Origin of the sequence: Blautia sp. MCC283 (assembly GCF_018785565.1) — a bacterium.
GTDB lineage: Bacteria > Bacillota > Clostridia > Lachnospirales > Lachnospiraceae > Blautia_A.
In genome coordinates this window covers 81,401-96,375 of the sequence record NZ_WQQB01000068.1, presented here as the reverse complement: position 1 = coordinate 96,375, position 14,975 = coordinate 81,401, and the positions used below count along the sequence as shown (strand labels likewise).

The following is a 14,975-nucleotide window of genomic DNA, read 5'->3' as shown; positions in this document are numbered from 1 at the left end:
TATCCGGGCACTGTTCTTATTTCACCCTCATTTCCATACATCTGATAGTGCCTCCTTTAAATAGATTAGTTTCGCGAGAATTTATCTGTTATTTTCTGATTATTTATTTTTATCCTTTTAAATTATGTCTTTTTTGTAAAACATTCTATGATATTTAGAATTTAAAAATGTCAATAGTTTTAAAAATATTTTTAACGTTTTTTACAGATTTATCATTTTACACAAAACATACGTTTCATTTTATTTATGTAAATCAGGTCATCCACATTGTTATCCTTGTGGATAATGTGGATAATTTTGTGTATAACTTGATTATTAGCGGATTTGCGGATTTTTGTCATGTGGAAAACTTTTTGGAAAGTTTTTCACTTATCCACCATGATTCGACAGGTTTTGTGCACTTTGCCAGAATTGTATTTTTCAACCCCATTATGCCCGCAATTGCCCGCAGTCAGGCAGATATTCGTCAAGCGGATATTCGCAATCCGCTTCGCTACGTAGCTCTACACCAAATAACTGCTCCGCAGTTTATCAGGAGGAGCTTGCACTCCTCCTGATACAAGCAAGTCCCCACACACTGCTTATTGCTTTTCGCAATTGAAGCAGGGGACTTACTTGATTTGGTTAAGCCATGCCTATTGACATACAGCCCATTTTTTGTTAAGGTGAAAGCACTAAAACAACGTGTGGATTTTTCAGTTCCGACTTTTTTCGCCACACAACCCGCCCCATTCAGAAGGGACAGGTTGTGTGGCTTTTATTGTGTAAAAAAAGCACGCTCTGTTTCCCACACCTGATATCCATACGATTCTGATATAAAGGAGGATTATTCATGAATGATACTTTTATGAAGGAAAAGCCTGTAGGCCCGCTACTGGCATCCATGGCACTGCCTATGGTCTTTTCCATGCTTGTAAACTCGCTGTACAACATTGTGGACAGTTTCTTTGTAGCGCAGATCAGCGAACAGGCCATGACCGCTCTTTCTCTTGTCTATCCGGTTCAGAACATGATCAATGCCGTTGCCATCGGTTTTGGAATCGGTATCAACGCCAGAGTTTCCTATCATCTTGGCGCCGGCGACAAGAAAATGGCAGACACCGCAGCAACCCACGGCTTTCTCCTGTCTGTGATCCACGGTATCCTGATGACCGTGATCAGTATTGCTGTTATGCCTGCATTCCTTCGAATGTACACGCAGGATGAAACCGTGATCCGGATGGGCCTGGAGTATTCCACCATCGTTTTTCTGTTTTCCACAGTGATCGCCATCAGCCTGTTCTTCGAAAAACTTTTCCAGGCTGTAGGACGGATGAAAGTGTCTATGATCGCCCTGCTGGTGGGATGTATCAGTAACATTATCCTGGACCCGTTCCTGATCTGGGGAATCGGCTTTTTCCCGAAACTGGGGATCCGTGGTGCGGCTCTGGCCACCGGTATCGGCCAGGCGCTCACCATTGTAGTGTATATGGCCTTTTATATCCTGAAACCGATTCCGGTACGCGTGACACCAAAAGCCCTGAGAGCAAGCAAAGAAACGGATCTGAGCCTGTATGCCATTGGTGTTCCCGCAATCCTGAACCTGGCACTGCCATCGTTCCTGATCTCTTTTCTGAACTCCGTGCTGGCAGCCTACTCAGACAGCTACGTAGTGATCCTTGGCATTTATTACAAGCTGCAGACTTTCCTGTATCTGCCGGCTAACGGCATCATCCAGGGCATGCGCCCGCTGATCGGCTACAACTTCGGTGCCCGTGAGATGAAGCGCGTGAAAAAGATCTTCCGGCTTACCCTGGAGTCCAGCTGTGTGATCATGCTCCTTGGTACTGTTATCTGCCTTCTGGCATCCGGACAGCTTATGGGACTTTTCACCACCATCCCGGAAACCATTGCCGCCGGTTCCAAAGCCCTTAAGATCATCAGTGCCGGTTTTCTGGTCTCCGCAATATCCGTCACCACTTCCGGAGCTATGGAAGGACTCGGAAAAGGCACGCAGTCCCTTGTAATTTCCCTTTTCCGCTATGTGATCGTTATCATGCCCACCGCCTATCTTCTGTCCCGTTTTATGGGGCCTGAAGGCGTCTGGAACGCATTCTGGATCACGGAGGTGTTTACTGCTATCGTTTCTGTTATGATTTATCGCAAAACGCTGAAAAAGGCCTGATACTGCAAATGCAAACATCCAGCCTGCTGGCCCGTTTGCAGTCACTTGTAAAAACATAAAAGCACGACCGGAAAGCACAAAAGAAGCTTCAATCCACTCTCTGAGCATATCGCTCACAAACGAGAGTTAGATCGAAGCTTCTTTTATTCACAATTATTTACAACATTTTATCTGATCAGATCAGGCATTTTTTTTACAGCAGGCCTTTCTCACGGATCAGCTTTAAAGCATCCTCATCAGCCACTACCGTCACATCCGGATGAAGTTGCAGGATGGATGCCGGTACATTTGGAGTGATCGGTCCGTAGAGAGATTTGTAAAGGGCATCTGCTTTGGCCTCTCCTGTCGCGATCAGAAGGATTTTTTTAGCCGCCATGATGTTCTTGATTCCCATGGTATACGCCTGCTTCGGCACATCATCCATGCTTTCAAAAAATCTTGCGTTTGCCTTGATGGTGCTCTCTGTAAGATCCACACAATGAGTTTCCTTTTCAAAAGCCGCTCCCGGCTCATTGAAGCCGATATGCCCGTTTCCGCCGATTCCCAGCAGCTGCATGTCGATACCGCCTACGCTGCGGATGATTTCATTATAATCCGCGCAGGCTTTTTCACTGTCTTCTTCCAGGCCGTTTGGTACGTAGGTTTTTGTTTTATCGATGTTTACGTGGTCAAACAGATTGGTGTTCATGAAATAGCGATAGCTCTGATCATTGTCTCCGGAAAGTCCTTTATACTCATCAAGGTTTACGGATGTGATCTGAGAAAAATCCAGATCTCCTTTTTTGTACCACTCGATCAGCTGTTTGTACATTCCAACCGGTGTGGAACCTGTAGCCAGACCAAGAACCGCTCTTGGCTTCATGATGATCTGGGCAGACATGATATTTGCTGCTTTTCTGCTTACGTCGTAATAATCTTTTCCTGTATAAATAACCATAATCTTTCCCCTTCTCCTTATGGTAAAAAAGAACAACCGGATAACTGAGATTCGCATATCTCCTGCTTTTCCTGTTGTTCTTTTTTTATTGTTGATTCGTTTTTTACTCAGCCATCTCTACTTCGAGAACATAGTCTACCGGGTCCGGAAGTACCGGGTCAGGTCCCAGATCAACGAATGCGATATCCGGGTAATCGCTGTGCATCCATGCGTTGGAGATCGGCACCTCATGTCCGTCATCCAGCGCACGCACCTTCACGATCTTATCCTTATCAAATCCCAGAAGCGGAAGTGGTCCCAGTGTATTCTCATAAATATGCACATAGTATTTGTTTCCGTTTCTGGTGATACGTCCGTAATCCGGCTTCGGAATGTTTTCAGCCGGTACACAGCCGTAGATACTGTCATGATTCTTGTCCATCCAGCGTCCGATCTCAGCCAGGATCGCAGAAGATTCTTTCGGGAATTTACCCTTGGCATCCGGTCCTACGTTCAGGATCATATTTCCACCCTTGGAAACACATTCTACCAGTTTCTTGATCAGCATGGAAGCTGGTTTATAATAATGGTCGTTTGCACAGTATCCCCAGTTGTTGTTCATGGTGAAGCATGCTTCCCAAACCATTGGCTTGCCTTCTTTATCACAGATTCCTTCCGGCGGGATGATCTGCTCAGGGCTTACGAAATCGCCATGGTACGGTGTCGGATCACACTCATACAGGGATCCTCTTCCCTCTCCGCTGGCTTCCAGACGGTTATCGATGATAACCTGCGGCTGTAAGCTGCGCACCATGTTGATCAGCTTGGTTGCGCCCCATTTTTCCCCTCTCATATCGTCGTAGGAGAAATCAAACCAGATGATATCGATCTGTCCGTAGTTTGTACAGATCTCTTCTACCTGATTATACAGATATTCTGTATAACGTGAGAAATCACGGTTCTCATTTCCGCACTCTTTATGGTTTCTCATCGGATGGATACGGTCTCCGTAATGCGGATAATCCGGATGATGCCAGTCAAGCAGTGTGAAATAGATTCCAACCTTAAGGCCTTCCTCACGAAGTGCCTCTACATACTCCTTGATCAGGTCTCTTCCTGCCGGTGTGTTTGTTACCTTGTAATCTGTGTATTTACTGTCAAATAAGCAGAAGCCGTCGTGATGCTTCGCTGTCAGGACTACATATTTCATACCTGCAGCCTTGGCCTCTTTTGCCCACTGCTTCGGGTTGTAGTCTCTTGCATCAAACTCTTTCATAAACGGAAGATATTCTTCCTCAGGTATTTCCTCTACGCTTCGTACCCACTCGCCTCTTGCAGGGATAGAATATAATCCCCAGTGGATAAACATTCCAAAGCGGGCATCCTGGTACCACTCCATACGTTTTTCATATTCTTTTCTGTCAAACTGATACATGATTTTTTCCTCCTGTTTAGATTAAAAGCATCAGCCTTTGATAGCTCCGGAAAGCATACCTTTTTCAATCTGTTTATGGAACACGATGTAAATGATAAGCATCGGAATTACGGACATTACTACATATGCAAACTGACTTCCGATCTCCTGTGTATGCGCGGAAGAGAAGTTCAGCATCGCACGTGAAACTGTGAAATATTTGGTATCTGTCATCAGGATCATGGAGAATACAAGTTCACTGTATCCATAGATGAATACGAAGATCGCCTCTGTTGCGATGATCGGCTTGCAGACAGGGAAAAGGATCTTCCACAGCAGCTGCCAGTTGTTACATCCATCAATGATCGCCGCCTCATCCAGGTTCCTGGAGATTCCATCCATGAATCCTGTATAAAGGAAGATTGCCTGGGACATACCAAACGCAACATAGATCAGGATCAGGAAGAACAGGTTGTTCTTTGCATTTAATACTGTTGCAATGTTGTTGATCGGGATCAGTGTACAGTGGACCGGAACCATTACTCCAATCATGAAGAATACATATACCCATTTCAGGAATTTGTAATCTTTTCTTGATAAGATGTATGCTGCCATCATTCCGACTACAGTATTAAATACAGTTGTCAGAGTTGCTACAACCAGGGAGTTCTTGATGGTATTCAATGCATCCGCTGTTTTGTTTGCGCTGATATAGTTCTGGAACATAATCTTCTTAGGGAAGCTTAACAGGTTCAGGTAAATCTCTGAGTTTGTTTTGAAGGAAGCCATTACGGTCACTACTACCGGAAACAGTGTAACAACTGTCCACAGGATCGCGATAACATACAGCGCTATCTTTCCTCCATGCATTTTCTGTTTATTAGCTGTTTTTTCCATATCGTCTCTTCTCCTTCCGCCTACATTGCAAGATCTTTATCTTCACGGAACAAATGATTGGTTATAAGACTCAGTGCAACACCCAGCACTAACAGAATAACACCGTATGCACTGCTTCGTCCGAACAGCTTATAGGAGAATCCCTGTGTATAAAGCATGATTGAAGGCGTGGAGCTGATATCGTTCGGGCCTCCTCTTGTCATCGCCCAGATAATATCGAATACTTTCAGACATCCTGTGATACACAAAATAGAGAATACCTTGAAGGAGTTTTTCATCAGAGGCAGGGTAATGTAACGAACTCTCTGCCATCCGGTAGCTCCATCCAGTGCTGCTGCCTCATTTAACTCATCCGGGATTGCTACCAGACCAGCTGCAAAGATCAGCATGTTATATCCGGCATACATCCACTCATTTACCAGGATAACGATCCAGACGTTTACAGTCTTTATCGTCAGCACATCAGGGATCGCACCATGAAGGCCGAAAATATTTTCAATGGTATTAAAGATACCAAAGTTCGGATTTAACATAAATGTCCACATCAGGGCTACTGCTGTTGTTCCTAACATATTTGGAAGGAAGTAGCAGGTTCTGAAAAATCCGGTTCCCTTGATCTTTGTAGTTACCAGCATTGCGAGACCAAATGAAAGCGGCATCAGGATAACGAAACCACCGATCATAAAGTACACACTGTTGAGCATTGCATTCCAGAACAGATTATCTGAAAAAATCTTCTGATAGTTCTCAAGTCCTACCCATTGCTTTGCCGCACCAAACATACCGTTCCATTTACGGAATGATAAGCCTACGGTATCAAAAACAGGGTAGATGACAAAAATAACAGTTATTAAAATTGCCGGAAGAAGGAACGCTAAAGAAAGCGCAAGATCTTTTTTGTCCAGCTTCTGTTTTACCTTTGGTACAGATTTACCTGCCATATGTATACCTCCGTAATGAACAAGGGGAAGCAGATGATGCTTCCCCCTGTTTCTCTTATCCACACATCATGCGTTCAGTCAAAATTCTCTTTATTCGTAAGCAGACATTTTGTCAACGATATCGTCTCCAACTTCCTGTGCACTTGCACCTGTTGCTAATGCCTGAAGAGAATTACGGATTGTATCCATAGCTGCTGTGTTGCTGTCATATGTCGGAATCTCAAGTTTAGACTCTGTATTCTCAGCCATGATCGCATTTACATCGTCAAGCAGATAGTTACCTGTATCGATCGTAACCTTCTCAGCATATGTTGTCGGGCTGGATTTGCACATTTCGTTGATGGAATCTACACTTGTAAGGTATTTGATGAATTTAACAGTTGCTGCGATTTCCTCATCGCTCTTGTTTAATGTAGTGATGTAGTATGTATCAGAACCGCCACCCATCTCTACAGTCTTGTTTGCTTCGTCGATATAAGGAATTCTTGTAACACCGATCTTCTGAGCATCGAAGAGAGTTGTATCGGAGTCATTCTGGAAGTTACCGCAGTTCCATGTTCCGTCAACTGTAAATGCAGCTTTTCCTGCCTCGAACATATTTCTCTCTGTATTGAAGTCTGTGCTGAGGATTCCGTCTCCCCAGTATCCTGCATCGATCATATCTTTCATCTTCTGATAGATCGCTACCATCTTCTCACCATTGTAAGCTTCTTTGTCGCTTGCAAGATCATCTGCGATGCTTGTTCCGTAAGCTTTCAGAGCAAGAGCACTCATCAGATGCTCGAAGTGATAGTTATCTTTGTCAGAGTAGTTGAATGGCTGGATTCCTGCATCTTTTAATTTTGCGCAGGCATCAACAAGATCATCCCAGGACTCCGGAACATCTACGCCAACCTGATCAAGGTAATCTTTGTTGTAGTAGAGGCAGAGCTGATAAGCGGACCACGGAATACCATAGGTTCCTTCAATGCCGTCAAACTGTGTTGTCTCCCATGCAAAATCCTGAACTCCCTCTTTCCATTCCGGATACTGTTCAAAGTATGGTGTCAGATCCAGTATATATCCTGCATCTACATACTCTCTTGTACGGCTTCCGCCATACTGAAGGAATGCGTTCGGTACATTACCGGAAGCGAAATCTGTTGTAAGCTTCTCTTCGTAATCAGACTCTGTAGAAATACTCTCATCTGTTACATGGATCTTTCCTTCGTTCTCTTTGTTGAACTCATCAAGTGCTTTGTAATACCATTTAGCCTGTCCGTCTGTATCAGATCCGTTGTTAAATCTGAATGCTACACGAAGCTCAACGTTTTCAAAATCCATATTGTCTACATCGTAGTTCGTGTCACCCTTTGCAAATACGGCGCTTCCTGTTACGCCTACTGTTGACATTGCTGTTACACCGGCGAGACACAGTGTTGCAACTTTTTTCATTCGTTTCTTCATGAATAAATCCTCCCTTAATATGATTTTTTATTATATAGTTTTCCCATTGATGTTCATAAATTGATCAATCGATGATCGCCTCAAAGGTCGGCTCTTCTTCCTCAAGCTCCAGGCATACACAGTAGTTCTTTGCCCCCTGAAGCTTCTCCGGAAGCTCTACCTCTATCATCGAGTTTCCTTCGCAGCACTTTAATGCGCGGCACGGAAGCTTTTCTCCTGTGCTTACCACATATGCACCCCTTAACTGATTACCGATGTTCAGCAGTTCAACTCGATATCTCGGTGCAAGGACGTGTACGTAAAGCTTATGTGGTCTCTTTGTAAATTCAATGCTCGGGATCTCATACGGATAGATACCAACATTCTTGGTTCCGTAAATTGCTTCCGCATTCTCAGTCACGTATTTACCAACCTCATTCATAACCTCGACACAAGCTTCCGGAACAGTTCCGTCTGCCATTGGTCCTACGTTCAGCAGGTAATTTCCGCCTCTGCCGACGATCTTGAGAAGAAGGTTCAGGATATCATCCGGATTCTTCCAGTTTGTATCGTATTTATTATAACCCCATGTATCATTTACAGTTGCCGGTACTTCCCAGTCACCGTCGTATGGAAGACGTGGGATAAAGTTATCACCGGTGGTCATGTAATCGCCCTTCTGGTGTCCGATACGTCCGCTGATGATGCAGTCAGGCTTAATACCCTTAACCCAGTCTCTTAATTCCTGAGCTTCGTCTGCGGTCATTCCCATCGGAGTATCAAACCAGATCAGGGAAATGTTATCGTAATTCTCAAGAAGCTCTTTTAACTGCGGCTTGCATTTCTCATCGAAGTATGTACGGAATTCCGGCTTCCATTCGTTCTTGTCTTCGTAATCCTTCTTATAGGCATTGTCATCATCCCAGTCCTGAGCCTGTGAATAATAGATACCCATTGTCATGTCATATTTCTTACAAGCATCAGAAAGCTCTCTTAAGATATCTCTTCCTGCAGCCTTCACTACATTAAAATCACTGACTTTGGAATCGTACATTGCGAATCCCTCGTGATGCTTGGAAGTAAGAACGATATATTTAACACCCCACTGTTCTTTCGCTCTTTTCACAAACATGTCCGCGTCAAATTTGTCCGGATGGAACTCATCTTTCAGCTTTCTGTAATCTTCCTTGTCAATGTTGAGATTGTTCTCGATCCACTCTGCGATACGGTCTGTCTTGGTGACCTCGCCGGTCTTCGGATCTTTCCACTCTCCTGCAAGGATGGAATAAAGTCCCCAATGGATGAATAATCCGTATTTGGCATCTTTATACCACTGCTGCTTTGTGTCTGCCATAACCTTCTCCTTGTTTCGTATAGCTGATTTTCTTGTTACGTAAAACGTTTCGTTTTTTGTTAAGACTATCTTACCGCATCCGAAGCAGCTTTTCAAGTAAAATCATAGGGTAAAAATCATTTTTCCTATTTTTTACAATTATTCTGTCTTGTTTTTGTGTACTTTTTCGTATCAGGTTTTGTTAAACGTTTCATTTTTATCAATTTTCTGTACAATACGCTCGTTTTTTCTGATACTTTATGTGTAAAAAATGTCATGTGTATTGAGGCGTTTTCTTTTTCATGATATAATATGAAAATACTCTATTATCTGTAAATGCATCAGAACCGGAGGTTTTACATGAACGTTACGATCAATGATATCGCCCGTGCGACAGGCCTGTCCACCGCAACGATCTCCAAATATATAAACCACAAAAAAATACGGGAAGAAAATCGTATCCTTATAGAAAAGGCAATTCAAGAGCTTGGATATACCCCAAACCGAAATGCCCAGCTTCTCCGTGCCAAAAACACACATACCATCGGTATCCTGATCTCAGATCTTGGTAATTATTTCTGGGGCGAGCTTGTCAACTCCATTATCAAGCATTTCACGGATCATGGCTATACAGTTATTGTCTGTTCTTTCTTTTTTGAACATCAGAAGGAGATCGATACGATACAGGATATTATCTCCCAGCACTTTGACGGAGTTATCATGCTCCCATCCTGCTGGCATGATGACCTGTACCAGCTTTTACAGAATGCCGGCATACCGGTTGTAATGCTCGATCAGATTCCTGCTTCCATGAGACATTTTCCTGTAGACTGTGTTATTTCTGATAATTACAGAGGCGGTGCACTGCTGGCAGAGCACCTTTTGGAAAAAGACCACACAAAGGTCTGGATCATGGAACAGTATCTGGACTCCTACACCATCGAGCAGCGGATCCAGGGCTTTGTGGATGTATATCAGAAAAATGGCATTGACCTTCTGAAACAGCAGGATTCTTTTCCCCCTGTTTCTTTTGGTTCCACTGCAGAAACGATCATCCAGAGCAACCTGCATTTCCAGAAGCTTATTGATTCTTCCGATCCCCCTACTGCTGTTTTTTTTGACTGCTATCTCTCCGCAATGGGTGGTTTAAGCGCTGCCAGCCAGGCACGGATTTCCGTTCCTCAGGATATTTCCTTTGTGTGCTTTGATGATGATCCGCTTTTCAAGACCATGAGCGCGGCTATGACCTGCGTCTCACAGGATCTAACAAGCATGGGGAAACATGCTGTGGAATTACTTTTAAAAAGGATCCATGGAGACTATACAGATTTTCCAAAAATAGACATGCTGGATGTTGTATTCCACCCGCGGCGCTCCGTAAAAGACCTGTCCGAACACAACAGTACAGCATCCGGAAAGGATTGATTTATGAGTGCAACCATCAAGGACATTGCCAGAGAAACCGGTCTGGCACTGGCCACCATTTCAAAATATATCAACGGCGGAACTGTACGGCCGCAAAACAAAAAGCAGATCGACGAAGCGATCCGGAAACTAAATTACGTTCCACGAAATACGGCCCGGGGACTTCGTTCCTCCAAGACTTACCGTATCGGTCTGGTATCCGGTCCTCCCAATACTCCGCATAATGCTTTTCTTCTGAGCAAAATAGAAAACACCATGCGCGCTCACGGTTATTCTCTCACATTTATGAGCGGCGACAAATATAAGGATCATGTCAATAAATTCGTCCCTCACATGCTCCGCTCTGGGATCGACGGCCTTATCATTACCTCTTTCAGTCTGAATCAGGACATCTGTTCTGCTGTGGAACACGCCAAAATCCCTGTTGTGGAGCTGGAAGAACACAGCCATTTCCACCGTACAGACTGTGTACAGACCAGCTGTACCTCCGGAGCCTACGAGATCGTGGAGCATCTGATAAAAATGGGGCATCAGAAGATCGCCCTTGTCACCGGTTCTCCTGCATCCTATACCGCATGCGAACGAAAAAAAGGCTATCTCCGGGCACTGGAAGACTACGATATTCCTGTTAATCCCGATTATATCATCGCTGAAAATTACGCAAACGACTTTGGATATCAGGCAATGCAGAAATTATGGAATCTTCCGGAACGTCCGACTGCCGTATTTTCTGCGAACTATACACTATGCCTCGGTATTTATGAAGCGATCTACAGCCTTGGCATCCGGATCCCGGAAGACCTGTCTGTTGTCTCCTTTGATGATTTTGAACTGTCCATGCTGCTTTCTCCTCAGCTGACCGCTGTCCGTCAGCCGCTGACCGGTCTGGCAGAGCAGGCCTGTGATCTGCTGCTTCGCAGAATGAACGGAGACTACAGTGATTTTCCAAGGACGATACGCCTGAAGCCAGAATGTATCTACCGGGATTCCGTGCGTAACCTCTTTTCTGATGGTAAGTAATGCAAAGCAACTTTTATTACGGCAATTTCGGGAAGCACAACAGGCATTTTCATTCCGATCTGCCCGCATATTCTGAGCATCTGAACCACCGCAATAATTTCACAGCTTTTACAAAGGGCACAGACCGTTACCGACACAGTCGATGATACGGCCTGTGTTCCTTCTGTATATATCCGTTATATCTGTCACAGCAGTCTCAGCAGCATATCTCCGGTTCCCACATTGTATCCGCTGGTTGCATAGATCCCATTCAGACTTCCGTTTGTCACAATGATCAGCGGAAGCTTATCCGGATCTACGTACATTCTTCTTCCCAGTGTATTGATGATCTCTGAAAAATCATCATATAAGATCTGAACATTTCCAAGCTTGCCCAGTGCTCTTGAAAGGGTAGGGGTCTCCAGCGCTTTTTTGCTTTTTACTACAAAAATGATCCTCTTCGCATATCGGGAAAAAGCTTCTTCCTGCTCCATCATCTCATTTAAGATATGCTCCGTCGGTTCTTTCTCCTCTTCCAGAAACGCCAGGATATGCTTCCCATCTGCCGTCAGTTCTGACGCCTTCACGGTGCTCCCATCCTCTTTTCTGAGAGTAAATTCCGGTATGGAAATATTCTCCAGCATGTCTTCCAGGTTTGCATTCCGAAATGCCAGCTCCACCCTCTTCATTTCTCCGATCTGAACCTCAAAATAATACTCCGCGGCAAATATATTTCCATTTGGCAGTCTGTTTGAGGTAAGGATCCTGTAATTTCCCGCTTCCAGTGGCAGCTTCATCATCTGATCTCTGAAATTTTCGGTTTCCAGCTTCAGTGTGCTGTATTTTCCGGCTTCCAGTTTTGCGATGCTCCAGTTCTGGAAATATTTCCACTGTGTATCCTCACTTGCCTTCAGAAAGATCGATGCGTTTTTCTCTGTTTCCGCAGATACCGGGATGAATTTTCCGTTTTTCATATACTCCATGGAACGGTCATGAGGGTTCAGGCGTGCTGGAATTCCCAGTGTTCTCGCCATTGCCACAAAAAGGATCTTTTTTGACAGAAGGCTTCCTGTTCCCGTTTTCAGACATCCGGACGGCGTGGTGATCACACTGCTGCGTTCTTTCTCCGGGATGGAAATGATCTTATCCTCAATCCATTTCCAGATCTTTGCCGGCTCCTTTTGCAGCATATTTTTCTCTTCTTCCGACAGCCGCTCAAGGATCGCTTTTCTGTATTTCTGCAAAACTTCATCGTCAACTCTCGGGTTCAGTACATATGGTACAAAAATATCTGCATCCATGCTTTTTTCATACGGTAATGCAAATTTCAGATGCTCCTCCAGAACCTGGCTGATGCAGTCTGTTCTGTCTTTCTCTGTGAGGACTTCAAGGAGTTTTTTTCTCATTGAAGAATCTCCGGTTTCTTTTTCCAGGAATTTCCGGCACTCCGGATTGCTCAGGTTTCTTACCTTCTGTTCCCTGTAAGCGTTTGCCTCTGCCAGACGTCTGCTGCCTCTTTCTTTCTGCTCCGGTGTTGGCATATCTTTATTTACAGGCGCATCATGAGGTGCGATCATATCGATCTCCGTCCACTCCTCATAAAAAATACCCTTTTCCTTTCCTACGGGCATCAGACAGATCTCACAACAATCCTCTGTTTTTGTATCCATGCTGTTTTCTGCATGCAGCCATTCTCCATCTGCATACATCCTTGCAGAAATATGGATACTTCCAAGCCCTGTTGTCAGGCTGACTTTTCCCAGACTGTCGGTTTTCAGTTCTGCGATCGGGGCATATTCTGAATAATTCAGCACCTCAAAAGAAACTTCTGCACCTTCTGCCGGTTTTCCATGTGAATCCTTTACGGACACAGTGATCTCTTTTGTCAGTGCATATCGTTTCAGCTCGTTGAGCATAGTCACCATACCATCTTTGCCGATCACTTCTCCCTCCGGGATCATGGTATCAAAAACTCTTGAATGGACCATCATGGCCCTTGAGGAAGCGTTGGTAAACCATCCCTTATTCAGGATCTCCTCCGGCTCACAGGCTCCCAGAAAATACCAGCTTCCATCACACCAAATTTCCACCCAGGCATGATTGTCATCACAATGAGACCACTTTGGTGCATATACCTGACGGGCAGGTACACCAACACTTCTCAGTGCATTAACGGTAAATACAGATTCCTCTCCGCATCTTCCGTTTCCTCTGCGGTATACGGCAAGTGCAGACAGGGTACGATCATCTGTACAATGATAGGTAGCCTCCTGTGCACACCAGTAGTTCACCTCCAGGGCAACTTCTCTGAAGCTCATTCCTTCAGTTCTCTCTCCGATCTCCCTGCGGAAAAATGTACGGCAGGGTGCGATCTCCTCCTCATTTACTCTGTGAAACAGCACATAATTCAAAAAGATCTCTTCCGGCAGCTCTGCCACCCCGGAGTTTCCCTTCCATAAATATACGCCATTCTCCGCATAATCCAGAAATACTTCAAACGCGTAATTTCCGATATCACTATATGGCATGAACGCATATAAATATTTGCACGCCAAAGCCACTTCGTCTGTGCATTCCGCAAGCTTTTTATCAATCTCCGCAAAAATCTGCGGTAACCCCATCACCTGCTCCCGATATTTTTTTTCAATCCGATCACGGTTTTCTTTCAGAAAAATCTTCCCCTCAGCCATTATAATTCCTCCAGAACTTTCTTTGCAGCACGAACATTTTCAATATCTGTACGCCATATCTCATATTCACTGAATGTCGGAAGTCCCATATTGACACCTTCCTTGCGAAACTGCATCGCACTGTCCGTTACAACCTTGCCGCTCATATGATAAGCCTTGATCCCGGTAAGGGGATAAAGCTGGCGGATCACTTCCGCACCGACACCACTCCCCGCCTGGATGGTGATACGTCCCTGACTCCTGGTTTCCAGCTCCTTCAGAAGCTCCGCACCCTGGAGGCAGGTATTCTTCTGTCCGGAAGTAAGGATCGTATCGATTCCCAGCGAGATTGCCTGTTCCATAGCCTCGATCGGATCTGCGCATACATCAAAGGCCCTGTGCAGCGTAACAGACATATCTCCCGCCGCATCCATCAGCTCTTTCATCTGTTCCATATTCAAGGTACCATCCGGTTTCAGGATACCTATTACGACACCCTCCGCTCCCATTTTGCGGAAATCCTTTACTGCATTCCTTATCATGGAAAATTCTGCCTCTGTATAACAGAAATCTCCAAAACGCGGACGGATCAGCGCATGGATCCGGATATCCGAACGCTTCCTTATTTCCTCAAAAAGCCACGGGCTGGGAGTTGTTCCCCCGATGATCAGATTGCTGCAAAGCTCCAGTCTGTCCGCGCCACCCTCGGATGCTGCCATGGCAGATTCCACAGAATCCACGCAGGTTTCCAGAATATAGTCTTTCATGTAAAAATCCCCCTTTGTTACCGTC

The 14,975-nt window shown here is 44.8% G+C and carries 12 protein-coding genes; 4 read left to right on the top strand and 8 right to left on the bottom strand.

The features are described from left to right. Nucleotides 1-167: 167 nt before the first annotated feature. Both GPK81_RS16170 and GPK81_RS16165 read left to right on the top strand, forming a co-directional pair. Complete coding sequence (locus GPK81_RS16170; protein WP_147343326.1) at nucleotides 168-557, top strand: hypothetical protein; 390 nt, start codon at nucleotides 168-170, stop codon at nucleotides 555-557. Between the two features lie 275 nt (nucleotides 558-832). After that, a complete protein-coding gene (locus GPK81_RS16165) occupies nucleotides 833-2,164 on the top strand; it encodes an MATE family efflux transporter (protein WP_215707360.1) in 1,332 nt (443 codons plus the stop codon). A 193-nt stretch (nucleotides 2,165-2,357) separates the two neighbouring features. Here GPK81_RS16165 and nagB read toward each other — a convergent pair whose 3' ends face one another. The 6 genes from nagB to GPK81_RS16135 form a co-directional block, all read right to left on the bottom strand. Beyond that, the gene (gene nagB / locus GPK81_RS16160) at nucleotides 2,358-3,101 is read right to left on the bottom strand and encodes a glucosamine-6-phosphate deaminase (RefSeq protein WP_118062558.1); all 744 of its coding nucleotides are present in this window, start codon (nucleotides 3,099-3,101) and stop codon (nucleotides 2,358-2,360) included. 103 nt (nucleotides 3,102-3,204) lie between these two features. Next, nucleotides 3,205-4,515 (bottom strand): alpha-L-fucosidase, encoded by a 1,311-nt coding sequence (locus GPK81_RS16155; RefSeq protein ID WP_021977204.1) that lies wholly within the window; start codon nucleotides 4,513-4,515, stop codon nucleotides 3,205-3,207. A gap of 30 nt (nucleotides 4,516-4,545) precedes the next feature. Then, nucleotides 4,546-5,391, bottom strand: a complete 846-nt coding sequence (locus tag GPK81_RS16150; protein WP_252196683.1) for a carbohydrate ABC transporter permease — start codon at nucleotides 5,389-5,391, stop codon at nucleotides 4,546-4,548. Nucleotides 5,392-5,411: 20 nt separating this feature from the next. Beyond that, nucleotides 5,412-6,332: a carbohydrate ABC transporter permease gene (locus GPK81_RS16145; RefSeq protein ID WP_215707359.1), complete on the bottom strand. Its 921-nt coding sequence runs from the start codon at nucleotides 6,330-6,332 to the stop codon at nucleotides 5,412-5,414. A gap of 90 nt (nucleotides 6,333-6,422) precedes the next feature. Beyond that, complete coding sequence (locus tag GPK81_RS16140) at nucleotides 6,423-7,778, bottom strand: ABC transporter substrate-binding protein (protein WP_021653147.1); 1,356 nt, start codon at nucleotides 7,776-7,778, stop codon at nucleotides 6,423-6,425. Nucleotides 7,779-7,842: 64 nt separating this feature from the next. Then, complete coding sequence (locus tag GPK81_RS16135; RefSeq protein ID WP_256441875.1) at nucleotides 7,843-9,207, bottom strand: alpha-L-fucosidase; 1,365 nt, start codon at nucleotides 9,205-9,207, stop codon at nucleotides 7,843-7,845. Between the two features lie 243 nt (nucleotides 9,208-9,450). On the opposite strand from GPK81_RS16135, the gene GPK81_RS16130 reads away from it, so the two are divergent. Then, entirely contained in the window at nucleotides 9,451-10,515 is a 1,065-nt protein-coding gene (locus GPK81_RS16130; protein ID WP_215707357.1) for a LacI family DNA-binding transcriptional regulator, read from the top strand. Nucleotides 10,516-10,518: 3 nt separating this feature from the next. Next, on the top strand, nucleotides 10,519-11,535 hold the full coding sequence (locus GPK81_RS16125) for a LacI family DNA-binding transcriptional regulator (protein ID WP_215707356.1): 1,017 nt from the start codon (nucleotides 10,519-10,521) through the stop codon (nucleotides 11,533-11,535). Between the two features lie 185 nt (nucleotides 11,536-11,720). Here the strand turns inward: GPK81_RS16125 and GPK81_RS16120 are convergent, their stop codons facing one another. Both GPK81_RS16120 and GPK81_RS16115 read right to left on the bottom strand, forming a co-directional pair. Continuing rightward, a complete protein-coding gene (locus tag GPK81_RS16120) occupies nucleotides 11,721-14,204 on the bottom strand; it encodes a transglutaminase domain-containing protein (protein ID WP_215707355.1) in 2,484 nt (827 codons plus the stop codon). Continuing rightward, a complete protein-coding gene (locus tag GPK81_RS16115) occupies nucleotides 14,204-14,950 on the bottom strand; it encodes a copper homeostasis protein CutC (protein ID WP_215707354.1) in 747 nt (248 codons plus the stop codon). The genes GPK81_RS16120 and GPK81_RS16115 overlap by 1 nt, the downstream gene beginning before the upstream one ends. Nucleotides 14,951-14,975: the final 25 nt, after the last annotated feature.

What these genes read in the sequence shown, in the direction of transcription:
- GPK81_RS16170 (WP_147343326.1), top strand. Translation starts at nt 168, where the DNA reads ATGTCAATAGTTTTAAAAATATTTTTAACGTTTTTTACAGATTTATCA.
- GPK81_RS16165 (WP_215707360.1), top strand. Translation starts at nt 833, where the DNA reads ATGAATGATACTTTTATGAAGGAAAAGCCTGTAGGCCCGCTACTGGCA.
- nagB (WP_118062558.1), bottom strand. Translation starts at nt 3,101, where the DNA reads ATGGTTATTTATACAGGAAAAGATTATTACGACGTAAGCAGAAAAGCA.
- GPK81_RS16155 (WP_021977204.1), bottom strand. Translation starts at nt 4,515, where the DNA reads ATGTATCAGTTTGACAGAAAAGAATATGAAAAACGTATGGAGTGGTAC.
- GPK81_RS16150 (WP_252196683.1), bottom strand. Translation starts at nt 5,391, where the DNA reads ATGGAAAAAACAGCTAATAAACAGAAAATGCATGGAGGAAAGATAGCG.
- GPK81_RS16145 (WP_215707359.1), bottom strand. Translation starts at nt 6,332, where the DNA reads ATGGCAGGTAAATCTGTACCAAAGGTAAAACAGAAGCTGGACAAAAAA.
- GPK81_RS16140 (WP_021653147.1), bottom strand. Translation starts at nt 7,778, where the DNA reads ATGAAGAAACGAATGAAAAAAGTTGCAACACTGTGTCTCGCCGGTGTA.
- GPK81_RS16130 (WP_215707357.1), top strand. Translation starts at nt 9,451, where the DNA reads ATGAACGTTACGATCAATGATATCGCCCGTGCGACAGGCCTGTCCACC.
- GPK81_RS16125 (WP_215707356.1), top strand. Translation starts at nt 10,519, where the DNA reads ATGAGTGCAACCATCAAGGACATTGCCAGAGAAACCGGTCTGGCACTG.
- GPK81_RS16120 (WP_215707355.1), bottom strand. Translation starts at nt 14,204, where the DNA reads ATGGCTGAGGGGAAGATTTTTCTGAAAGAAAACCGTGATCGGATTGAA.
- GPK81_RS16115 (WP_215707354.1), bottom strand. Translation starts at nt 14,950, where the DNA reads ATGAAAGACTATATTCTGGAAACCTGCGTGGATTCTGTGGAATCTGCC.